The sequence below is a fragment of the Tolypothrix sp. PCC 7712 genome (assembly GCF_025860405.1).
GTDB classification, from domain to species: domain Bacteria; phylum Cyanobacteriota; class Cyanobacteriia; order Cyanobacteriales; family Nostocaceae; genus Aulosira; species Aulosira diplosiphon.
In genome coordinates, this window is record NZ_CP063785.1 from 8653992 (window position 1) to 8679709 (window position 25718).

At 39.7% G+C, this 25718-nt stretch carries 12 protein-coding genes and 1 pseudogene; all 13 read left to right on the forward strand.

The window, feature by feature from the left end:
• Positions 1–337 precede the first annotated feature (337 nt).
• The 13 genes and pseudogenes from hepC (at position 338) to HGR01_RS35330 (ending at position 25617) form a co-directional block, all read left to right on the forward strand.
• Positions 338–1087, forward strand: a complete 750-nt coding sequence (hepC, locus tag HGR01_RS35270) for a heterocyst development glycosyltransferase HepC (protein ID WP_045873411.1) — start codon at positions 338–340, stop codon at positions 1085–1087.
• 121 nt (positions 1088–1208) lie between these two features.
• Positions 1209–2153, forward strand: a complete 945-nt coding sequence (locus tag HGR01_RS35275) for a hypothetical protein (protein ID WP_045873412.1) — start codon at positions 1209–1211, stop codon at positions 2151–2153.
• Positions 2154–2214: 61 nt separating this feature from the next.
• A complete protein-coding gene (gene hepA / locus HGR01_RS35280) occupies positions 2215–4050 on the forward strand; it encodes a heterocyst formation ABC transporter subunit HepA (protein WP_045873413.1) in 1836 nt (611 codons plus the stop codon).
• 344 nt (positions 4051–4394) lie between these two features.
• The gene (locus tag HGR01_RS35285) at positions 4395–5489 is read left to right on the forward strand and encodes a glycosyltransferase family 2 protein (protein WP_081584116.1); all 1095 of its coding nucleotides are present in this window, start codon (positions 4395–4397) and stop codon (positions 5487–5489) included.
• 253 nt (positions 5490–5742) lie between these two features.
• A pseudogene (locus HGR01_RS35290) lies at positions 5743–6861 on the forward strand (glycosyltransferase family 4 protein); the annotation flags it as partial.
• 123 nt (positions 6862–6984) lie between these two features.
• Positions 6985–7950, forward strand: coding sequence for a glycosyltransferase (locus HGR01_RS35295; protein WP_045873458.1), 966 nt, complete (start codon positions 6985–6987; stop codon positions 7948–7950).
• A gap of 175 nt (positions 7951–8125) precedes the next feature.
• Positions 8126–9616 carry a glucose-6-phosphate isomerase gene (locus HGR01_RS35300; RefSeq protein ID WP_045873415.1) on the forward strand — a complete coding sequence of 497 codons (1491 nt, stop codon included), beginning with the start codon at positions 8126–8128 and terminating at the stop codon, positions 9614–9616.
• Positions 9617–10612: 996 nt separating this feature from the next.
• Complete coding sequence (locus tag HGR01_RS35305) at positions 10613–11776, forward strand: glycosyltransferase family 4 protein (protein ID WP_045873416.1); 1164 nt, start codon at positions 10613–10615, stop codon at positions 11774–11776.
• A gap of 956 nt (positions 11777–12732) precedes the next feature.
• Positions 12733–15942: a DUF11 domain-containing protein gene (locus HGR01_RS35310; protein ID WP_045873417.1), complete on the forward strand. Its 3210-nt coding sequence runs from the start codon at positions 12733–12735 to the stop codon at positions 15940–15942.
• A 12-nt stretch (positions 15943–15954) separates the two neighbouring features.
• Complete coding sequence (locus tag HGR01_RS35315) at positions 15955–19488, forward strand: filamentous hemagglutinin N-terminal domain-containing protein (RefSeq protein ID WP_081584117.1); 3534 nt, start codon at positions 15955–15957, stop codon at positions 19486–19488.
• 144 nt (positions 19489–19632) lie between these two features.
• Positions 19633–22269, forward strand: a complete 2637-nt coding sequence (locus HGR01_RS35320; protein WP_052335360.1) for a CHAT domain-containing protein — start codon at positions 19633–19635, stop codon at positions 22267–22269.
• A 403-nt stretch (positions 22270–22672) separates the two neighbouring features.
• Positions 22673–24565 (forward strand): alpha-amylase family glycosyl hydrolase, encoded by a 1893-nt coding sequence (locus HGR01_RS35325; RefSeq protein ID WP_045873419.1) that lies wholly within the window; start codon positions 22673–22675, stop codon positions 24563–24565.
• Positions 24566–24939: 374 nt separating this feature from the next.
• Complete coding sequence (locus HGR01_RS35330) at positions 24940–25617, forward strand: hypothetical protein (RefSeq protein ID WP_045873420.1); 678 nt, start codon at positions 24940–24942, stop codon at positions 25615–25617.
• The last annotated feature ends 101 nt before the right edge of the window (positions 25618–25718 follow it).

Consider the following 25718-nt stretch of genomic DNA (forward strand, 5'->3'; position numbering starts at 1 on the left):
TGCCCTATTGCTTGAGAGAATTTGTAGTGAAAACTATTCTCTGTTTTACAAAAACTTAATAATTCTCTGGAAAAAGTAAATAATTTATCAAGAATGCATAAAGAATTTCTCTGACCAAGATTTATTCCAAAAGAGTCTTCTATCCTAGATATCACAGCCGTTTCAAAATAGCTAAACAGTCTGCTGAGACTGATTTTGACAGATTAATCGCATCATTAAGTTGGTGAGAGTAAAATCTTGTTTTCTCACCTGTCAAATCAGATAAATTGCAGCACAGAATTTTGATCAGCACTTGATATCAGGTCAAGAATCTACTTCTCTACATATCTCATGACCTATGACTATCTCAATAATTCCCTCTCTACAGAATCCCTACAAACTAACTGAGCAACGTCAACCAAATTCAGATTCTCCATACTGTACGCTATTGTGGCGGCGGGGTCAGTTGTTGGTGAAGTCTCCTAAATATATCAAACAGCCATATCTGCCTTCTTTAGATGACAAACAATGGTTAGTCGAGTGTTTAAAACATTCTCCAGTGAAGTTGGTGAGCATTGATGCCAAGCTAAGTGAGGATTTGTTGCGGTTTTGGGCGGAAGCTTGTGCAGCAGCTAATAAGCCAATTTTTCTACGGTTTCCCTCTGGGAATCAACCGCTAAAAAAAGCTCATCCTGTTGTCAGACTATGGAAGCAGCTTTTTGATAGGGTTTTGGCTTTTGTGTTGCTAGTCGTGCTAAGTCCAGTTATGCTGGGACTGGTTTTGTTGATGCAGATTGATTCACCAGGGCCAGTTTTTGCGCGTGAGTGGTTAGTGGGAGAGCGTGGTAAGCTTTTTCTAGCCATTAAGTTACGGACAACGGAAGCGCGCCACGTCACGCCATTGCGGCGTTGGCTGAGTAAATCTGGTTTGCACAACTTTCCGCAGTTGTTGAATGTATTGCAAGGTGACAGAGGTTTAATGCAATCGTATTGTTGGACTTTGGCAGATGTGGTGCAGTTAAGTTCCTCTACACAACGAAATCTCAATGCAGCAGAAACAATCGATTCATGGCAGGTAGAAGCTACGTTGAAGCCGGCTGAATCTTAAAACTCAGATGAAAAGCGCTGCATTATAGATTTTTGGTTTTATGAATCAACAACCCCAAAGTTACTCACAACTTTGGTGGTTAAAAATACAAATTATTTGCTGAATTTAACGAGATGCAATTATGCAAACAGCTATATGTACTGTTTTTGAAAAAGACTACCATTATGGTGTCGGGGCTTTAGCTAATTCCCTATACCATCATGGGTTTCGCGGTGTGATTTGGGCTGCTTACCGAGGGAATTTACCACCTTGGGCAAAGTCTGTGAAAGCTGGTAAGGGCTATCAAGAATTGGCGATCGCAGATGGTTGTGCTATTCGGTTTGTAAAACTAGATACCCGTAAACACTTAGGCTTTTATAAGCCTGATTTTATGAATTTATTATGGGAAAAGTACTGCCCAGATGTAGAAGCACTATTTTACTTTGACCCTGATATCGTCAATAAATGTAGTTGGGATTTTTACGAAAAGTGGGTGAGTCGGGGAATTGCGCTGTGTGGCGATTCCTGGTATCACGTCCCTGCAAATCATCCTCGACGGTTAGCATGGCAAGAATTTGCCGAGAGTAACGGCTTAGTTTGCGATCGCCAATTAGATTATCACTTTAATAGTGGCTTTATTGGTGTGAATAAAAGCTGTAAATCCATTCTTGGACTTTGGCAGAAACTGATAGAACTGGGTGAGATGGCGGGACACTCAGATTTACAAGATTTATATGGCGATCAATCTTTTGGTCATTACCCCTATCTTTATGGCGATCAGACTTACCTGAACTTAGCACTGATGGTATCGAATCTACCTCTAAGTACAGTAGGGCCTGATGGAATGGATTTTATTCCTGGCGGCACTATTATGTCTCATGCCATAGTACCAAGTGTGAAGCCCTGGCGGAAGAAATTGATTATTAGCGCTCTTCAAGGTAGCCGTCCTAGCATTACAGATAAATTGTTTTGGCGGCATAGTCAAACACCAATTCAAATGTATTCTTCTGTCAAACTTCTGCAACAAAAATTTGCCATTCTTTGTGGCTCGGCTATTGGTCGCTTCATCTATCGCCATCCTATTTAAGACCCTGCAATTAACTTAATTGTTTGGTCTGTTGTTTAATTGAAAGCTTTGTCAAAAATTTATGTATTTTAATCTTCCACAGTCAACTCGTAGATTCATCAAAACTAGTAGCTTTTGGCAAAATCATTATTTGATTCTACGAGAGTTCAAAAAATTCCCTCGACTTGCTATATTAGCGATTGTTTTATCGCTTTTTGCTGTTACATTTGAGGGGTTTGGACTGGGTTTTTTATTAGCATTTTTGCAGAGCTTAACTACTCCTGATGCTGAACCCATAAAAACTGGATTTCATTGGTTTGATGTCGTAATTTTAGATATTAATGGTTCCCCAAATGAAAGATTGTACAGAGTATCGATTTTAATTGTAGTTATAACTTGTATCCGCGCTTCGTTTAACTACCTCGCGCAACTTTGCATCCAACTGAGTGAGGTAAATTTAGTAGATAATCTCCGAAAACAGATATTTGAGCAGTTACAGGCACAAGAACTCAAATATTTTGCCAAGAAAAGTTCTGGCGAATTGATTAATAGTCTCACCAATGAAATGGAGAGGATTAGGCAGATTTTTGGCGGTGTGGCTTTTGTAATTACTAGATTATTAACAATTGCTGTCTATGCTCTATCGCTGTTTTTAATTTCTTGGCAGCTTTCTATTATTTCTGTTTTACTGTTTAGTCTCTTAGCTGTGGGGCTAACAACTCTGAATAGAAATGTACGGGAGAAGAGTTTTGGAGTTACTAAAGCTAACGATAAATTTACTGCTAGGGCGCTAGAATTTCTAGAAGGTATCCGAACTATTCATGCATTTTCTACTATCGATTTTGAACGGCGGCGATATTACAAAGCTAGTCAAAATATAGTTACTACTTGGAAATCAGTTTATTGGCTATCTTTATCAGTTAGACCAATTACTGAGAGTGCTGCCACATTAATTCTTGTGATGATGATTATTGTGGCATTGACAACTGGATTAATGAAGGTTGCTTCATTGTTAACATTCTTCTTTATCCTGTTCCGCTTGGTGCCAATGATTCAAGATTTAAATGGCGTAGTTGCTTTTTTAAATACCCAAGCAGGTGCAGTTGAAAATATTAAGCAGTTGTTGACACCAGAAGATAAAGACTATTTTCAAAATGGTAAAATTCAATTCCCTGGATTAAAACAAGGAATTGATATAGTATCTGTAGATTTTGGTTATGAGCCTAATAATTTAGTGCTACATAATATTACCCTGAGCATTGAACAGGGACAGATGATTGCCTTAGTAGGAGAAACTGGTGGTGGTAAAAGTACCCTGGCTGATTTAATTCCTAGATTTCACGATCCAGTACAAGGACAAATTCTCATTGATGGCGTTGACTTGCGAGATTTTGAAATTAACTCGCTACGTCGCAAAATGGCGATAGTCAGCCAGAAAACATTTATCTTTAATACTTCCATTCGCAACAATATTGCTTACGGTACTCCTAATGCTACCGATGAGGAAGTCCGCGAAGCAGCACGTCAAGCCCATGCACTGGAATTTATCGAAAAATTACCTGGAGGCTTCAACACAATTTTAGGTGCGGATGGCATTCAACTCTCTGGTGGACAACAACAACGAATTGCGATCGCGCGTGCTTTAGTACGCAAACCCGAAATTTTGATATTAGATGAAGCCACCAGTGCCTTAGATGCAATTACACAGCAGACTATTCAAGAGTTTTTAGAAAGTTATGCTGTAGGACGCACAGTGATTGTAATTGCTCACCGTCTCTCTACGATTGCTCAAGCTGATAAGGTTGTCGTCTTAGAAAAAGGACGCATCGTTGAACAGGGTAAGTATCAAGAATTACTTGAACTTAAAGGTCAATTGTGGAAATATCACCAGACACATTATCAGATGGGAAATAGCTGATTGGGGGATTGGGGGTTGGGGACTGGGGAACTCGGGGCCCCCTCTGGGGATAAGGGGTAATGGGGACTGGGGAACTCGGGGCCCCCTCTGGGGATAAGGGGTAATGGGGATTGGGGAACTCGGGCCCCCTCTGGGGATAAGGGGTAATGGGGATTGGGGAACTCGGGGCCCCCTCTGGGGATAAGGGGTAATGGGGATTGGGAAAATTCCAAATTCATGCATTCTGCCTTTCCTCTTCCCTTTTACAGACGCGATGAATCGCGTCTCTACAAATTTTCTTTTATAGACGCGATGAATCGTGTCTCTGCATCTCTTATTTAAACTCAACTACTGTATTAAATATTATGTCTAACAATTCTGAAGTAGTACAACCACTGGTTAGCGTAATTATTCCTACTTATAATCGACCACAGTATCTCAAACAAGCGATCGCTAGTGCAGTGAGGCAGACTTACCAAAATTTGGAAATTATTGTTTCTGATAACTGTAGCCCCGAAAATCCTCAAGGGATTGTGGAATCTTTTGGTGATACACGCATCAAATTTGTGCGACATCCAGAAAATATTGGAATGTTTGGTAATCAAATGTATGGCTTTAAGATAGCAAGTGGTAAATATGTTGCTAGCCTCCATGATGATGATTTATGGCACGAAGATTTTTTAGCTAAACTTGTGCCCATCTTAGAAGCACATGCAGAATTAATTATCGCTTTTAGCGATCAATACATCATTGATGCTTTAGGTAATATTAATTATTCTGGTACGGAAGCAAATACACGTGGTTTTAAGCGCGACACACTAGAGCAAGGAATGTATAAAGCTTTTTATAAAATGGGTTTACTTTATAAAAGTATCCCTACTGCCGCAGCTTGTGTATTTCGAGCTAATCTCATGAATTGGGATAATATTCCTGCTGAAGTTGGCGGTTTATGGGATGTATATTTAAGCTACATTTGCGCTACATCGGGTTATGCAGCTTACTATTATCCCGAAAGATTGACTTATTATCGTGCCCATGAGCAAACTGATACAATGCTTAGTGGTCATCGAAATGCTGAGGCAAAAATTCGCAAAGCTAAAAGCGAATTGTTCTGTTATCAAGTTTTCATGGAAGACCCTCGTCTTGAAGAGTTTAAGTCATATTTTCAAAAGCAATGGTTAGAAGCTAATACCACTTTGGGGATAGGTTTACTGCGAAATCAGCAAGTATTAGAAGCGCGTTCTTATTTTTGGCAAGCACTAAGCAAACAGAAGTTTAATCTGCGAACTATCGCAGCATTAACTCTGAGTTTTATTCCCCAACCTCTAGCTACGAAATTCTTCGATTTACTTAAGTTTTACATTGAGTGGGTTAGCTGCAAAAAAAATAAATTTGCTCAAAAAATTAACTCCATGAAAAAAAATATCATAAATATTAATCTACCTCAATCAATCAATTAACTGTCTGGGCATTATCTACTCTCAATATTTAGGGTTGATATCAGCCATGTTTAAAGAATCAAACCGGATTCCAATACTTGTCGCTTAAGGGAAAAAAGGGGAATGATTCAAGGGAAAGAAAAAACCTTTAACCCTTAACCTTTAACCTTTTCCCCAAAACCAATTTTGAGTTCAAAACGCTATCCCTTGTAGTATTGAACCGGATTTAGCTATTTAGGTACGTATATAAATTAATCGCCTCAGGAGGTGGTGTGTGAAAATTTGTATTGTGACTCACAAATTGAAAAAAGGTGATGGTCAAGGTCGAGTCAACTATGAAGTTGCAAAAGAAGTCATTTGTCGTGGTCATCAACTAACATTATTAGCTAGCGAAGTAGCGCCAGAACTTCAAAATCATAGTTTAGTTAATTGGGTAGAAATTCCAGTTCAACAATTCCCAACAGAATTTATTCGTAATTTGGTATTCGCCAAAAAAAGTGCAGATTGGTTAAATAAACATCGGGCTGAATTTGATTTAGTCAAAGTTAATGGTGCGATTACAACAACCTCTGCGGATGTGAACGCTGTACATTTCGTTCACAGTTCTTGGTTGCGATCGCCTGTGCATATTTCTCGCACTCGGCGCGATGCCTATGGTTTGTACCAGTGGCTTTATACTGCCTTAAATGCCCAATGGGAAAAACAGGCTTTCCAACAAGCGAAAGTGGTTGTGGCGGTATCGGAGAAGGTAGCGCAAGAATTAGTCAACATTGGCGTACCGCGATCGCAGATTCAGGTAATTGTTAATGGCGTGGATTTAACAGAGTTTACCCCTGGGATCAGCAGTCGCCAAACTTGGAATTTACCTGAAAATGTCCCACTAGCGCTATTTGCTGGCGATATTCGCACCACTAGAAAGAACTTAGACACAGTTCTCTATGCCTTAGCCAAGGTTCCTGATTTACATCTAGCGGTTGTGGGTGACACTGAAGGTAGCCCCTTTCCCCAACTAGCTGCATCTTTAGGGTTAAGTGAACGAGTACATTTTTTAGGCTATCGGCGTGATATGTCCGCCATTATGCGGGCTGTGGATTTATTTGTATTTCCTTCCCGTTATGAAGCTTGCACCCTCGTATTATTAGAAGCCCTCGCTTCTGGGCTACCAGTCATTACCGCCACCGCCACCGGAGGCGCAGAACTGGTGACACCGGAATGCGGAGTGGTTTTGTCAAATACCGATGACATTGAAGCTTTAGCCGCAGCACTGTCATCATTAATCTGCGATCGCCCTTTGATGCAGCAAATGGGTAAAGCAGCGCGTTCTCTTGCTGAACAACATAGCTGGATGACGATGGCACAAAATTACGTGGATCTATTTGAGGATTTAAAGGAAAATTCTACCTTTTTGGGCATGGGGCATGGGGCATTGGGCATGGGGAAGAGTTTTTTTGCGCCACAGGGGCGGGTGGCTATTTCTAAGCACCCACAAGAGGATCCATTTTCCTGCCGACTTTCCATGAAAAACACTGTTCTTATCCCCACTTATCGCCGTCCTCTAGATTTGTCTCGTTGCCTTTTAGCATTACAGGCGCAAACGAAACCAGTCGATCAAGTAATCGTCGTTGTTCGCGATACAGATCAAGAAACTTGGCAATTTCTCGCTGATTTTCCCACCGATAAACTGCCACTACAAACCGTTACAGTTAGCGTACCTGGGGTAGTAGCAGCCTTAAATGCTGGACTAGCCGTAGTTGAGGGAGACATTGTTTCAATTACAGATGATGATGCAGCCCCCCACACTGATTGGTTAGAGAAAATCAACGCGCATTTTGAAGCAGATAACCGCATTGCTGGCGTTGGTGGGCGTGATTGGATCTATCAACGGAACAAATTGGAAGATGGTTCTCAGCAGGTAGTTGGGAAATTGCAGTGGTTTGGACGGGTGATTGGTAATCATCACCTAGGAGTGGGAGAAGCGCGGGAAGTTGATGTTCTCAAAGGGGTGAACATGAGTTTTCGTCACGCTGCGATCGCGCAATTACATTTTGATGAAAGAATGCGTGGTACAGGCGCACAAGTCCATTTTGAAATGGCCTTTACCTTCGCCTTAAAACGCGCTGGTTGGAAGCTAATTTACGATCCCCAAATAGCAGTCGATCATTATCCTGCACAACGTTTTGATGAAGACCAACGCCATAATTTTAATGAAATTGCCTTTATTAATTTAGTCCATAATGAAACTTTAGTTTTATTAGATCATCTGCCGCCGCTACGTCGTGCAGTGTTTTTATTATGGGCAATATTCATAGGCACAAGGGATAGTTTGGGCTTTGTGCAATGGTTGAGATTCTTACCTATCCAAGGACAATTAGCAGGTAAAAAATTCCTGGCTTCTTTGCGTGGGCGCTGGTTAGGTTGGCAAACACATAAACAATTCAAAATTCAAAATCCAAACTTCAAAAGTAAATTTGTTGTGTTTTGAGTAAATTAACTCTCTTCCTTCTTATTCTTCGCGTCTTCTCTGCGAGACGCTACGCGAATGCGATTCGTTTAAAAAGTATTAATAAATATCATGCAAAGGCGCAAATAATAAATTTCAATTTTTTGTACTCAAATCAAGACCAATCCAAAATCTAAAATCCAAAATCTAAAATTGAATGCCTTCTCAACAGAAACAGATACTTTACAATCCTGTTTTGCAAGAAAACTTCTCGCCTCAAGACCGGGCTGCACAAGCTTGGATGGTAATCTTGGGTTACATATTGCTCATAGTAGTTTGTTATTTTACTGGTGCAGCAACGATGTTGCGATTAGTTTTTCCGGCAACATCTTTATTAGTAGGTTTATTTCTTTATTTCCGCCATCCCATTCTCTATATTGGGTTTACTTGGTGGATTTGGTTTCTCACACCTTTAGTTGCGCGGTTGGTAGATTATCGAGTTGGTTGGGACCCTACTCGTCAGATACTGATTGCACCTTATTTAGTGGTATTTGTCACTATTGGCACTTTTATTAAATATTTGCCTAGCAGTGTACGCCAAGGAGGTTTACCTTTTCTTTTGGCGTTTATTGGGGTATTTTATGGTTTTTTAGTGGGTCTGATTTATAATGCCCCTGTGCCTGTAGCAAGGGGTCTTTTAGATTGGCTCAGTCCGATTATTTTCGCTTTTCATTTATTTATGAACTGGCGAGATTATCCGACTTACCGAGAGCAAATGCAGCGTGTATTTCTCTGGTGTGTGTTAATTACTGGTGCTTATGGTGTCTATCAATTTGTGGTAGCGCCAGAATGGGATAGATATTGGTTAATCGAATCCAAAATGTTTACCAGTTCCGGAGATCCAGAACCCTTTGGGATGCGTGTCTGGAGTACTTTGCACTCAGTTGGGCCTTTTGGTTCTGTAATGCAAGCTGGTCTATTATTGTTATTTACCAGAACTGGATTTTTAATTTTTCCTGCTTCGGCTGTGGGTTATTTGTCCTTCTTGTTAGCACAAGCACGTACTAATTGGGGCGGTTGGTTGTTAGGCGTAATTATGATTTTGGGTTCAGTCAAAGCTAGAATTCAAATGCGCTTAATTACGATTATTGTGGTCATGGCAATATGTGTTGTTCCCTTAACCACAATTGAGCCAATTTCAGAGGTAGTGGCTACTCGGTTAGAAACTTTTTCTAATTTAGAGAATGACACCAGTTTTAAAGATAGATCGGGCAGCTACGATCGCAATTTGAGTATTGCGCTTTCTAATGTATTAGGTAACGGTTTAGGTAATATCTGGAAAGTCAATGAAAAAACCGGACAAATCGAAGTTTTTGTGATTGACAGTGGCGTTTTAGATATGTTTTTTACCTTAGGGTGGGCTGGTGCTATCTTTTATTTAGGTGGCTTAATTTTGACAATTATCAATGTTAGTAAGTACAAAGAAGGACGTTTTGATAGTTTTGTCAGTGCTGCCCGCGCAATTGGAATTAGTGGTTGTTTTCAGTTAGTCATTGGTAGTGGGATGTTGAGTGTTGCTGGCATGATTTTATGGGGATTTCTCGCTATGTCTATGGCAGCACATAAATATTATCAGCACCAAAGCAATTTGCAATATCCAATTATCAAGTATCCCGGCTCTATTCCACAAATAGGTAATTCTAATTAACTATTTTCTTCCTCGATTCTAAGGTGGCTAGATGAGAAATCAAAAGATTATCTAATTACTCAGATAATCTTTATTATTTAATAATATTCTCATCAATCATACATCCATCCTATTTCAAGTAAATAAGATATGCATGTAGGGTCAAGGCAGTGCCCATACGTGTCAACTTAAGCTAAAAGCTATATAGGGCGGGCGTTGTACAAATACCTCGCGCCCTCATCCCCTAACCCCTTCTCCCCCAGGAGAAGGAGAACTAAATCTCTTGCTCCCTTCTCCCTGCGGGAGAGGGGCTGGGGGTGAGGGCAGAAACCTTGCAACCAAGCAGGTTTCACGTTAAGTTGACACCAATGGGCAGTGCCTTGCCCTTACCATCATCTGTGCATCACCACCTTACAATCTGCTGTAGCATTGAAATTATGTTAGCTTTATAAAATACCTGGATAACTAAACTATAAATATACAGAATACATTGCATTTAAAAAATATTTGATTATTCTATTGCTGCTTTATTAGAGTGTGTTTATACTTGTAATAGCTGGATAAATAAAGCATATTCCAAATTTATAATAGTTCATGAATTTGCGATAATTTCTATAGTTCAGTAGTATTTAGCTATAGATTTAATTTCCTAAATAATTGAGAAAATCTATCGATTATCTTGGCTAGCCAGTGATAGTAATTAAAAAATTATCGGGAAGCTAAAATCTATTTATCTATAGGATTATGCATTGGTTTTTGAATACATAGATGGTGCCGATATTGCTTTGCAATAAACTTAATGGCAATAGCAATTTTATTCTAAGTTTTCACTTTATGGCGGCTATATTAACGCCAAAATTACAACCTTAAAACCTTCAGATTGTAAGTTACAGAATCTGATGAAGGAAAGCTTCCCACGACTCCAGCTTTCCTACAAATACCAAGAGTGTGGCAAAAATTCATCGGATTGCCATAGCTCCCATATCAAGTAAAAACTAGTATGAATGGATAGACATTATGAAAGTGATTGCTATTATGCCACTGGCCGAACAAAGAGGCGGCGGGGAAATGATGTTTTGGGATTTGATGCAACAAGGACGGCAAGCTGGGATTGAATGGATAGCGGTATTTTTAGAAGATGGCCCAATGGTGGAACAGGTGAGGGCATTGGGTATTGATACCAGAGTAATTGCAAGCGGCCGTTTGCGAGAAGTTCACCGGATGATCAGTGCGGTATTTCGTATCGCTATGTTGGCGAAACAAGAACGTGTAGATGCGATCGCCAATTGGATGTGGATTACTCATCTATATGGAGGATTAGCTGCGATCGCAGCTGGTGTACCTGCTATATGGTATCAGCTAGAAGTACCTAACGCTAAGTCTTGGTTGTTGCAATTGGCGACATTATTACCAGCGCAGGCAATTATCACTCTCTCGAAAGAGGGTAAGGAAGCACAGGCGAAGATTTGGCCTTATCGACCAACACACTTAGTATATCCGGGTGTGGCTTTAGACAGATTTGAGCCGGCTGTTCTCCCTTCTCCACAAGAAGCGCGGTCAAAATTGGGTTTACCGTTACACGGGCCTTTGATTGGGATTGTGGGACGTTTGCAACGATGGAAGGGAATGCATACTCTAGTAGATGCCATGCCACAAATATTGCAGAGATATCCTGATGCTAATTGTGTCATTGTTGGTGGTAAGCATGATTTAGAGGCTGATTATGAGGACTTGTTAACAGCACAAATAGCAGATTTGGGTTTAAGCGATCGCGTTTTGATGGTGGGACTACAACGCAATGTTCCTGAGTGGATGCAGGCAATGGATATTTTTATCCACGCTTCTGATAATGAGCCTTTTGGGATTGTGATTATTGAGGCTATGGCCCTCGGGAAACCGGTAGTGGCTGGCAATGCTGGCGGCCCCACAGAAATTATTACAGATGGGCTGAATGGGCTATTGACACCCTATGGTGATGCAGATGCATTAGCGATCGCAATTCTTCGCTATCTTGACGATCCAGAATTTAGCGATCATGTCGGAGTTGCAGCACGACAACGGGCCCTGGATTTTTCTACGCAACGTTACGCCCAAAATTTTATTAATACAGTTCGTTATGCTGTTTCTCATGTGTCTAAAACCATCACAACTGTGAAGACAACTCCTTCAACTTTGAATTAAAAACTGAGGGCTGATACTCATTAGTATTAACTCCGCAGAAATCATATTTTGGTGGCATTTTATAGCTTTGTTTCTTATCCTCTAAATATTTGTTGTTTGATACATAGAACCACAATGAATATTTAAAGGATGCAGAGAACTTCACTTCTGTATTCAATACTTGTAGGTTTAAGGCAAAGGGTAAAAGGAAAGAGCGAAGGAAAAACACCTTTGACTCATTCCCTTTACTCCAACCTGGTTTACCAGACTCAGCAGTCAGTGGTAATACTAGAAAACTGTATCTTTAAATATGAAATTTTTAACAAGTATATAATTTTTCTATGTCGAAAGTAACAGCCTAAAATTCAGCTTCTTGGTATTTTCATTTAATCTAAATTCCTTATATAATCAGGCTTTTAGGCTATTTTACTGGGGACAAAATTTTGTATACACATTTAGGTTAAAAAAACTAGTCACTTAACCATTTATTTATAGAAGCCTGCATTTTTAGAGCCTATTTAAAGATATTACTGAGAATTTTATTAAATTCATTACATTGTGCTTTAATAACTAAAATAAGTGTTTCCTATTTGATTCTCATGAGTTCAGCCCATCATCAAAATCTTTGATGTATCAATCTTATTTAGGTTATTTATGTTGCACAAAGAATATTTTTGTTAATTTTATGCCCAAAAAATATGGGTAATAACTGACAATATTTTTGAGATGGTGATGGATAATTAGCACAATATTAGTAGAGTGTTGTTATTAACATTCAACTAAGCTGATATTTGGCAGATATCGGTCAAATTTAATTTGCTTTTTATCAAAATATTTTCCCAAACAGGGATGAGGATCAACCTAGAATTTCCCACACCAGTACTTGCCCAGCAGAACCTTAAAGGTAAGTAAATTCAGGATATCCGCTATTATAAATCACAAATTGTTAACAATCATTTAATTAAATAATTGTAGTTATGACTAATAAAAATTCTAAATCTTCTCAGAAATCTAAAAGTTTTGAAAAGCTGGATTCCTCGGGCCAAAGTAAAGGCAAAAATCAGACTAAAGATAAATGCGAACCAGTATTGGCTGATTTATCTCTAAGTCAAAAAATATCTGATAAATCTTTATTTGTAGGTGATGAGGTTACTTTCACCCTAACGTTAAAAAATAGCGGCCCAGCCAATGCGACAGGGGTAAAAATTCAAGATTTACTACCCTCTGGTTTTAGCTTCATCAATGCTAAGGCTAGTGTCGGGAATTATGACAGCACAACTGGGATTTGGGATGTTGGTTCTATCAAGTCGGGGCGTAATGTTACCCTAACGCTGAAAGCCACAGTTTTGAATGCTGCTGATGCAGCTGCCTATACCAATGTGGCAGAAATTATTGCCGCCGATCAAAAAGATCCAGATTCGGTTGTCAATAATGGCAACCCCAAAGAAGATGACTATAGCAGTGCCACTGTATGTGTGGTTAAGCAGGCTGATTTATCTCTGAGTCAAACAATATCTGATAAATCTTTATTTGTAGGTGATGAGGTTACTTTCACCCTAACGTTAAAAAATAGCGGCCCAGCCAATGCAACAGGGGTAAAAATTCAAGATTTACTACCCTCTGGTTTTAGCTTCATCAATGCTAAGGCTAGTGTCGGGAATTATGACAGCACAACTGGGATTTGGGATGTTGGTTCCATCAAGTCGGGGCGTAATGTTACCCTGACGCTGAAAGCCACAGTTTTGAATGCTGCTGATGCAGCTGCCTATACTAATGTGGCAGAAATTATTGCCTCTGCTCAACCAGATCCAGATTCGGTTGTCAATAATGGCAACCCCAAAGAAGATGACTACAGCAGTGCCACTGTATGTGTAATTAAGCAGGCTGATTTATCTCTGAATCAAACAATATCTAATGAATCCTTACTTGTAGGTGATGAGGTCTCTTTTACCCTGACATTGAATAATAGCGGCCCAGCCAATGCGACAGGGGTAAAAATTCAAGATTTACTACCTTCTGGTTTTAGCTTCCTTGGGGCTGACGCTAGTGTGGGAACTTATGACAGTACAACTGGAATTTGGAATGTTGGTTCGATCAACTCAGGCGATAATGTTACCCTGACGCTGAAAGCTACAGTCTTGAATGCTGCTGATGCGGCTGCTTATACTAATGTGGCGGAAATTGTTGCCGCCGATCAACCAGATCCAGATTCCGTTGTCAATAATGGTGACCCTACAGAAGATGATTACAGCAGTATCCAGGCACCTGTAGCTAACCTATCTGTAGAGAAAGAATTTACCCTAGTTAATCAACAATCCTTTAGCAGTCTGAAACAATCTGTTGATTACAACCATGATGGTAAAGCAGATCAGGTGATTGCGCTACCTGGGGATGAAGTGACATTTACAATTACTGTCCGCAATAAGGGTTTTGGTGATGCTACAGGCGTGCAAATTGTCGATGATCTCAGACAGAAATTGCCCATTGGTTTAGATTTTGTCAATTTTGCTGATCTCGATGGTGGTACTAGCATTGACACAGACAATAATGCTCAAACTCTAGAGGTTTTGTTTGACAATATTGCGGCAGGAGAAACTAAAACTATTACCGTCAATGCCAAAGTTAGTACCGAAAATATTACATCTATAAATTTAACAGGTAGATTAGGCACAATTAACCCTAACACAGGTGATATCAATCCGGCTTTGCCTGAATATTATGAAACACCTTTTAATGGGGTATTTTTCCTCAATTACAATGTGCAAAAAAGCAACGGGGATGATAGGGTAGAATTTGGCTTTTTAAATATTCAAAATCAAGCCGAAGTTGTGGCAGTCAACGGTAAAACCCTAAACTCCGGGACAATTGCTGCTAGTAGTAGGTTAGATATTTCCACATATAAACTTGAAGGCACTTTAAATAACCAACAGCCATTTAGAGTGTTTTCGGTGGAGAATTTCAATAACCCCAACAATACTAACGCCTCGTTCTTCTTTAATCCCGATCCTATTAGTGGTTCTGTTAGTGTTGGCTATCCTTACCAAAATCAATCCGAATTTTTACAACCAGGCCAGATTGGGATCGCTGGATTTGAAGCAGATTGGGCAAAAAGTACAGATCCGCAATATTTAGCTAATTTAGCAGTTTGGAATGGGTTAGGGGCTGATGGCAATTTAACTACCTCTGGTGAACCCACAACTGCAGATGAACAAGCTGTAATCAATGCTTTGGCTGATTTTATCGTAGATGGTGTTTATAGTCGCGATCGCTTTAATAACGGGTCATTTACCTTTAATAACGGCACCCAAATAGAAAACCTCATCTTCCAAGCAGGTCAATATTCCCCAGGACTGATTGACTTTGTCAATATCTTAGTCACAGATACAGGTGTGATATTCACAGAAAATAACCCACAAATTAATGGGCTAGCATTACCTGATGCTCAAATTGAGAGTCTCAGCACAGTTGCAGATTCACAATTTAGCGACTTACAAGCTATTTTTGACTCCTTTAATTTCTCTGTCCCGACTGGAGTTAATATTACGATTCAAGATTCTAATGGCGATGGCAACATTAATACACGCTTGCAAGAAATAGGCGGTTACAAAAATAATTGGTTAGTCTCTAGCATTACCATTGATAGTAATGTGAATCACGTGACTTTTGCAGCTTGTGGAAGTGGGGCAAACTATGATTTTGCTTCGCAGAATTTGATTGTTGCTAATCCCAATACTACTTTTACTTTGCAAGGCAGCGAACATGATAGCAATAAAATTATTGGCACTCGCTTCAATGATGAAATTAAAGGCGGAAATTGTGCTGATAGTTTGTCTGGTTTCGATGGTAATGATGTAATTTGTGGCGGTAAAGGAGACGATTTAATTACTGGTGGTAGAGGCGATGATGATTTAAGTGGTGGTGAAGGGAAGGATAGGTTTATCTTTGGTGCTAACTTTGGTAACGATACCATCCACGATTTTTGTCGATGGGAAGATAAAATCGACCTCAAGCAGCTGATTCTGACTCAAGGTACTTTGGATAGTAATAGCGATGGTGTGGTTAATAGCTGCGATCAACTCGCCTCACTCAACAATTGCAACCTCAAGCTAGATCTAACCTCGATAAATGGTGGTACTATCACTTTCACAGGAGTCACTTCGGTTAACATCACCGATTTTATTCTTTAAGTGATAATTTTCATGCCGATTTTTCAGGGTAAGGCAAGCAAAACGCAGCTAGGGATAATGTGGTACAGATTACTAGCAATTTTCGCTAGTAGTAGTGCGATCGCCTGTACGCTAGGCTTAACGACAGGCGTAAACGCACAAATTATCCCTGACAATAGTTTAGGTAGCGATCGCTCAATTGTGACCCCGAATGTGCAACAGCAAGGCAATGTCATTGAACGTATCGATGGCGGTGCAATTCGGGGTAGTAATTTGTTTCACAGCTTCCAAGACTTCAACGTTAGCAATCAGCAACGAGTTTATTTTGCCAATCCCTCTGGTATTGAAAATATTCTAGGACGAGTTACAGGTAACCAAGCCTCGAAGATTTTCGGGACGCTGGGGGTGTTAGGTGGTGCTAACCTCTACTTAATTAATCCTAACGGTATTATTTTTGGTCAAAATGCCCGCTTAGATATCTCTGGTTCTTTTTTCGCTAGCACCAGCAGCGGTGTGTTATTTCCCAACGGGGAAAAATTTAGTACTCAAAACCCCCAATCGCCACCTTTATTAACTATCAAGCAACCTCTAGGTTTAGATAGTTGGTTACCTCCCGAAAGTACTATTACTAATTCTGGTAACTTATCTGTAGGGCAAGATTTAACTTTATTGGGTCAAAATCTTGACTTACAAGGACAATTACAAGCTGGGCGGAATTTAACTTTACAAGCTAGCGATACAGTTAAAATTCGCGATACTGTTAACAATCCCTTCATCGCCGCAGCACAACAACAACTATTAGTCCAAGGCAATAAAATAGATATCTTTGCTTTAAATAATCGCGCCAGTGGCTTGTTTGCCGGAGAAAATCTGCTGTTACGTTCAGCTAATGCAATTGGTGGAAACGCCCAATTCTATAGCAATGGTAACTTTCGCCTTGAACAATTGAATGGTACTGGCGGAGATTTATCCAGCACAGATGATCCCGTGATTCGGGCCAGTGGAGATGTGAGTTTTAATAGCTATACAGGGGCTTCCTTACATATTTTTGCAGGTGGGAGTGTCACCATTGATAGTTTAGAGATCACAGGCCCCGATACCACAAATTTTATTAATCAAACAGTCACCTTATCCGATGGCGTAACCAAAGTTCCGATTAATGGTAGTTTAATACCCACCGTTGATATTAGAGCCGGAACCACAGCTGTTAACCCACCGGGAATTACAGGAGATACCACTGGTTTTTCTCCTACTCCTAATAGTAATAGCAATCCCAGCAGTGCTAATATCACCATCAATAAAATTAATAACCAGGGAGGGTTGGTTTTTTTAACTAACCAATATCAACCCAATCCATTGTTATCTGGTGATATTACTGTGACATCTTTGCTAGGAACCTACGGCGGTGTGGCTAGGGGTGGCGATGTGGTGATTGACTCGCGGGGAAAAATTACCACTCCCAACTTTTTAGATACTTCGGGATTTGATTTTGTTAACTTTTCCTTTGCCAACCCTGGAGGCGATATCACACTGTTAGCTAAAGGTGATATTTTCATGCCATCAGGATCGCAAATTGTTTCCTACGGTTCTGCTGGGGGAAATATTACCCTCAAAAGTCAATCAGCGATTATTCAAGAACCTGCACCTCCAGTAACTTCCTATATTGAAAGTGCAAGCTATGGTTCGGGACAAGGTGGTGATGTCACATTAAATGCACCTTTGATTTCCCTGAGTAACTACGTCCAAAGTAATTTGTATGCAGGGGCAACAGGCCCTGGTGGTAAGCTGATTATTACTGCTAATTCCTTAGAAGCCAATCAAGCGCAATTATCAACTTTTACTCTCGGTGGCAACGCTGGCAATGTCATCGTTAATGCTGACAGCATCTCTTTAAATAACTCTAAACTAGGAAGCCAGACAATCAGCGCCATCGGTGGCAATGCGGGTGATGTGGAAATCAATACCAACACATTTACCGCTACCAATGGCGGGCAGGTATTTTCTCAAACTGAGCGTGTGGGCAATGGTGGTAAAATTACCGTCAGAGCTACAGATGCGATCGCTCTCACAGGCATCTCTGATGGGGGGATTTTTAGTGGTTTTAGTAACGTTGTCTTTCCTAATGCTCAAGGCAACGGTGGCATTATTGATATTCAGACTAACTCTCTATCTTTGCAACAAGGCGCGCAAATTAGAGCCTCTACAGAGGGATTTGGTGATGCAGGCAGAATTGATATCAATGCAGCTAAATCCATTCTGATTGATGGGGCAATTTTATTGTCCACTGGCAATCTTCTCCCATCACAGCTAATTCCTAGCGGTATTCTCAGCGAAGTTTTACCTGGCTCCCAAGGAACAGGTAATATTATTAACATCAAAACAGGTCAGCTATCGGTCAAAAATGGCGCTGGAATTAGCACTAGTACTGCTACTGCTTATGATGCGGGTAGTATTTTTATTAATGCTACACAATCAGTCTCCTTCGATGGTAATCCTGGTGAACCTTTTAAGCCTAGCGGTGCGTTTGTCAGCACCTTAGCAGGCGCAACCGGCAAAGGAGGAACTTTACAAATCACTGCACCCTCTTTATCGGTTACCAATGGTGCAGAATTAGAAGCATTAACTGCAGGTGGTGGTAATGCAGGTAATATCGCAGTTATTGTTAAAGATAAAGTCTTGCTGGCTGGCGCAAATACAGGGGTATTTTCCAATACCACGGCTGGTTCTACTGGGAATGGTGGCAATATTTTCATCGATCCCGAACTGGTAGAGATTCGGGATGGTGCAACTGTTTCGGTGAATAGCCAAGGCACTGGTATTGGTGGCAATATCAGGATTGAAGCCACCAGATTAACCCTAGAAAATCAAGCTGTCATTTCTGCGGAGACAGGCAGCACCAATGGCGGCAATATTAGCCTGAGTTTACCAGACTATTTGTTGTTACTGCAAAACAGCCGCATTTCCACAAATGCTGGCAATGCGGATGCTGGTGGCAATGGTGGCAATGTGATCATCGGCACAAATTTTATTGTGACTGTACCCAAAGACAATAATAATATTACAGCCAATGCTTTCTTGGGACGTGGTGGCAATGTCGATATTACCGCCACAAGTCTTTTTGGCATTGGCAATCAACAGCAAGGTACTTCTGGAAATAAGATTACTGCAAGTTCTGAGTTTGGCGTTGCCGGCACTGTATCGATTAATAACCTCGATGTTGATCCGGCTTCCGGCTTAGTGGAGTTACCAGATAAACCTAACGATCCCAGCGATCGCATTATTGCTAGTTGTGCGGCAACTGAAGGTAATTCCTTTACCATTACTGGAAGAGGCGGCTTACCAGTCGATCCCACTACAACTATTCGCGATCAAACTTTGTTATCGGATATGCGAGATTTCACCACCACACAGAACCGCAATCAAGCTAATAATTCTCCACCCCCAAATAAAGAATTTATTGTTGCCGCAACCAGCTGGAGAATGAATGCCCAAGGAGAAGTAGAATTGGTAGCGGCTATACCTCAAGAAACTTCACCCCAGCAAAGATTTAATTGTAGACATTCATAAACATTTGATTGCTGAAATTAATGGTGAATCCTTACCCGCCGATACAAGAGGATTAACGCAGATGCACACAGATAAATTGTAGGATGTAGGATGTGTTATGGCGTAGCCTAACGCATCCTATGCGAATTGCAATCATTTTATAATATGAAACATAAATTTTTAAATAAAAAAATCTCTTTGCCAAATTTTGGTTTATCTTCTAAGCGAAAAATCAAGATTTACGGACTTTTTGGACTCAGTATTATCCTGACACTACTATTAGTCACAAAGGATATTTCGGTTGTTGCTAATCAACCAAATTTACCAAATTCGCAGTCTATAACTCAACAACTAGATAATAATTTAGACTTATTACAACAAGGAAAAAATTACTATCAAAAAGGGCAATATACAGAAGCAGCCAAAATATGGGAACAGGCGCTTAAGTCTTATCAAGATAAAAAAGATTCTGTCAGTCAGGTGCAAGTGCTGAATTATTTAGCCTTGGCATATCAAGATTTAGGTAAAATCCCACAAGCTCAAACTACAATTACCGAAAGTCTGAATTTACTCAAAACTTGGAAAACCTCGGATAATCAAAGTAATTTACTGTTAGCACAAGCTTTAAATACCCAAGGGACAATTGAACTACTCCAAGGACAAACCGAAACAGCTATTGATACCTGGAAGCAAGCTACAACAATCTATGAACGCGCAGGAGATAACACAGGTAAACTTATAAGCCAAATTAATCAAGCACAGGGTTTACAAAATCTAGGACAATATCGCCGTGCCAAAACGCTGTTAGAAGAATTGATAGCAGCATTACAAAGTCAACCTGATAGTTTACTGAAAGCGCAAAGTTTAAGAAGTTTAGGTGTGGCGCTACAAACTATTGGTGATTTGAAACAATCTAAAACAGCATTAGAGAAAAGTTTGGCAATTAGTCAAAAATTAAACTCGCCCAAAGATGTGAGTGCAGTTGTATTTAGTTTAGGTAATATCGCCCAAGATTTAGCAGAATACGACGTGGCGATAGGTAATTATCAAGAAGTAGTTAATTTATCTCCTGAGATTCAAGAAAAATTATCAGCCCAATTAAATCAATTAAGCGTATTAGTTAAACTCCAAAGATGGGAAGCAGTAGAGGCGCTAATTCCCGCAATCGAAAATAATCTGGCTCAACTTGCTGCGAGTCGTCCGGCTATTTATGCGCGGATAAATTTTGCAGAAACTCTAATGACAATAGAAGAACAAATAGAAAGTGGAAAAGCAAGTTTAACCTCTAATAATCCCAAAATCGCGGAATTATTAGTAACAGCTATTCAACAATCCAGAGAAATCAAAGATTCTCGTTCTGAAGCCTATGCTTTGCAAGAATTAGGTAAACTATATCAAGACAATGACCAGTTAGCAGAAGCAAAAAAACTTACACAAAAGGCTCAAAATATTGCTCAAGAAATGAATGCGGCTGATTTGTTAGCTTTAACAGCGACACAATCAGGTGCAATAGCCAAAGCCCAAGGAGATATTGATAGTGCGATCGCAGCTTATGAAACTGCTTTTAATAACATCCAATCCCTGAGAGGCGATTTAGTTGCTATTAGTACAGATGTGCAATTTGATTTTAAAGAAAGTATTGAACCGATATATCGAGAATATGTAGGATTATTGTTAGAAAGAGGTGACAATCAAAAAAATCTCAAACAAGCACGTCAGGTAATTGAAGCGCTACAAATAGCGGAGTTAGATAACTACTTTCGAGATGCTTGTGTTGATAACTATCCTGTGAATATCGATAAAATTGACGTACAAGCGGCTGTTATTTACCCAATTATTTTAAGCGATCGCTTAGAAGTCATTCTTTCCATTCCCAAGCAACCCTTGCATCACTACACCACAAAACTGTCAAAAAAGCAAGTTGAAAATACCTTGAGACATCTTTATTCTTATATGTCCCGTGGTTATATTCGAGAAGAGAGTTTCCGCTTGTCTCAAAGACTGTATACATGGCTGATTGCACCAGCAGAAGAGAGGTTAAATAGCAATAACGTCAAAACCTTAGTATTTGTGTTGGATGGTTTATTACGCAACTTACCCATGTCTGCGCTGCACGATGGCGATCGCTACTTGATAGAAAAATATAACGTTGCTCTCAGCCCTGGGTTACAATTATTTCCCCAAGGATTGCAACGCAAAAAACTTGATATATTAGCGGCGGGATTAACAGAAGCACGTCAAGGCTTTAGTTCTTTACCTGCGGTAACAGGAGAAATTAAAGGAGTAACTAAGGAATTTCCGGCGAAAACCTTGCTTAATCAAGAGTTTACTCGCGATAAATTCAAAAAAGAACTCGATAGTCAATCATTCCCCATCGTTCATCTAGCAACTCACGGTCAATTTAGCTCTAATCCCCAGGAAACCTTCTTGCTGACATGGAGCGATCGCATTTCTATTTTAGATTTTGATCGGTTATTCCAAAAAAGAAGATTGGGAATTTTAGAACCAGTTGAACTGTTGGTGATGAGTGCTTGTCAAACAGCAACCGGTGATAATCGCGCCACTTTAGGGTTAGCTGGGTTAGCTTTGCGATCGGGTGCTAAAAGTACAATTGCTAGTTTATGGTCAGTTAATGATGACTCAACTGCTAATTTAATGAAAGAGTTTTATCAGCAGTTGAATAACCCGCAACTTAGTAAAGCTGAAGCCTTAAGACAAGCGCAAATAAAAATTATGGCTAATCCTTTATATCAACATCCCTATTTTTGGGCTTCTTTCGTTTTGGTAGGTAATTGGTTATAAAGCCATCTAGCAATTATATTGGCGTTGTAAAAAATATTGGGGTTGACTGTTGACTGTTGACTGTTGACTGTTGACGGTCATAAATTCTACATTGTAATGTTTAACAAATCTTAAACAGATTGCTATAGAAATTTAATCAGGTTTCCCATCCAAAATCTAATACCAAATCAAATAATATTTGCGACACATCAATAATATTCTAGAGGGCAGGGCAATGCCCGTGCCCCTACAATCTGTCGCATTCTTTTTTCAAATTGGTATATAAATCTAAAATTCTTATAAGATACTCATCGCTAGCTCTAGTTACTAACTACAATGTAAAATTTGTGATAGGTCAAGCTGGAAATACCTACGCATAAGTTCACTAGAAAAAGCCAAAACTTTAGTATTTTTTAATAAGATTATGGTGCAAATTTCTTCAGCCAAGTCCGAGATTGAAACTCAAGCGACTAAAGCTGCTGCTGGGTTTCATACTGATACAGTTACATCCGAAACTATCTCAGATGTGGAGTTTCTCTTCACCAGAGCAATTGAATTTCGCCAAGAAACAATTTACTTTATCATTGTAGACCGATTTAAGGATGGTGACCCTAGTAATAATCCAGGCGCTCATCCTGAACTGTATGATCCCACGAAGCAAAAGTGGGGTAAATATTGGGGTGGAGATTTGCAAGGAATTATCGATAAATTAGATTACCTAAAAAATCTCGGAGTTACAGCTATTTGGATTTCACCGCTATTTGAGCAAGTAGAAGCATTACAGTTTGAAAATGCGGCGATGCATGGCTACTGGACAAAAGATTTTAAACGCATTAATCCCAGATTCTTAGCTACTCATGACGATAATTCTCTATTTAGATGTAGCACCTTTGATACCTTAATTGCTGGCTTGCATGAGCGAGGTATGAAGCTGATTTTGGATATTGTTTGTAATCACAGTAGCCCAGATGTGAATGGAGAAAAAGGTAAACTTTACGAAGATGGTGTATTAATTGCCGATTATTATAATGATGTTAATAATTGGTATTACCATAATCCCGAAATTACTGATTGGGAAAACGAAGAACAATTACTATATTACGAAATGGCAGGATTAGCAACTTTCAATGAAAGTAATCCTGATTATCGTCATTATATTAAAACTGCAATTAAGCAATGGTTAGACCGAGGCGTTGATGCTTTACGAGTTGATACAGTCAAGCATATGCCGATTTGGTTTTGGCAAGAATTTAATAGCGATATCCAAACTCATAAACCTTCTGTATTTACTTTTGGCGAATGGGGTTTTAGCAATCCCAATAAGAGTAGCTCAATTAAATTTGCTAACGAGTCTGGAATGTCAATTTTAGACTTTGGTTTATGTGGTGCAATTCGCGAAGCCTTAGCACAAGGATTACCAGGCGGATTTCATTTAATTCAAGATATTTTGAACCTTGATTATCTCTACAATACAGCTACAGAACTGATTACCTTTATTGATAATCATGATATGCCGCGATTTCAAAGTCTCAATTCAGATCCAGCACTGTTGCGGCTAGCGATCGCATTCATTATGACTAGTCGCGGCATTCCTTGTATTTATTACGGAACTGAGCAATATCTCCATAACGATACTAATGGCGGTAACGATCCTTATAATCGTCCCATGATGGAAAAGTGGGACACAGATACAGAGCTTTACCAGGATATGCAATTATTATCTAAATTGCGGCGTTTAAACCCTGCTGTATCTCTGGGTAGCCAAAAACAGAAATATATTACCGATAATGTCTATTGTTATTTACGGAGTTATCGAGATTATCGCTGTTTTGTAGCCATGAATAAAGGTGCTGCCACTACTATTAATTTGGAGCATACAGAATTAGAAGATGGGGAATATAACTGTATTGTTACCAAGCGCCAAATTGAAGTTAAAAATGGCAAAATTTTAGGGCTAAAATTGGCTGCAAAAGAGTTAATTGTCCTCAGCTATTTAGGTGAGCGAGTCAAAGGAAAAACCATTGTGAGAGCGCAGGTAAATGGCTTAAAGACACAACCAGGCGATACAGTTGTCGTAATTGGTGATTGTCCAGAGTTAGGCGATTGGGATATTAGCAAAGCTTACGCTTTAGAATATATCAATGAAAACACTTGGTTTGGGGAAATTCCGTTTAATGAAAGCGCGGGTAAAGCCATATGTTATAAATATGCGCTTTGGCGAAAAAATCAACCACCATTGCGCGAAAATCTGGTTAGCCGTCGCTGGATTTTAAGCGATCAAGGTACTGTTAAATGGCGTGATACTTGGGCGAGTTAAGATATAGCAATATCATTAACCTACTCGCATAATGGTGCGTTAGCCTTTGGCGTAACGCACCCTACTGGAATGACACAGCTAATTTGGTGCAATAGCAAAAATTCATCGGCGTTTATCTGCGTTTATCTACGGTTCATTTCATCAAATCTAATGCCTCATTTTAGGCGTGTCAGTCCACTACTGGACTGTATTTCTATTAAGAAAGAATAAGATTACAAAATATTACTTACTAAGCACCAATATTCACAACATTTATAAAGAGAATCAATGCTCTATTTCTGATTTGGCATATAATCTTTGAAAAATTAGAGTTTTAGCAGTTTTGCTGACTCCAATTTAAATTTTATAGCCACCCAATTTCACAAAAGCCAAAAATGAAAAGTTTTGTACCACTATTACTGAGTGCGGCTTTACTTACTAACACCGTAGCTTGTAGTAAGCCAAATGATAAAGTTGCCAACAATGCTAATTCTAATCAAACTACTCAAACTACTCAAACTGCTCAAACTACTCAGACTACTAAAAACACCAGTAATACCCAAAATTCACAAATATCTGTACCAGCCGGAACCAGCTTAGATACTGTACTGCAAAAAGAGTTATCTACTGGTAAAAATAGCGATAATGAGCCTTTTACACTGCGAGTTAAAAACTCGGTTAAAGGTGTAAAACCAGACTTAAAAAATGCGGAAATTCAAGGACACATAGAAAATGTAGTTAAAGCTGCTAAAGGTAAAAAAGCTAGTCTACGTCTAGTTTTTGATGAAATTACCTTGAAAAATGGCGAAACCTATCCGATTGATGCGGCTTTAGTTAATACTCAAGTAGAAACGAAAACTAAAGGCAAATTTATCCAAAATGCTGGACTGATTCTAGGTGGAGCCGTTGCAGGCCATTTTATCGGTAAGAAAACCAATGTTAAACATGGTGGTTTAGGGGGTGCGGCAGCTGCGACTGCTTATGTTTTATCCAGCCCTGGCGGTGAAGTAGTTCTCAAACGGGGAACCAACGTCAAGCTGAAACTGAAATCTGCGCTTGCAAGCAGTCAATAATGGATGTGGGGCATAGGGCATGGGGCATGGGGCATGGTAATGGGTAATGGGTAATTGGTAATTGGTAATTGGTAATGAATGGTATTTATCTCCTTTTCCCT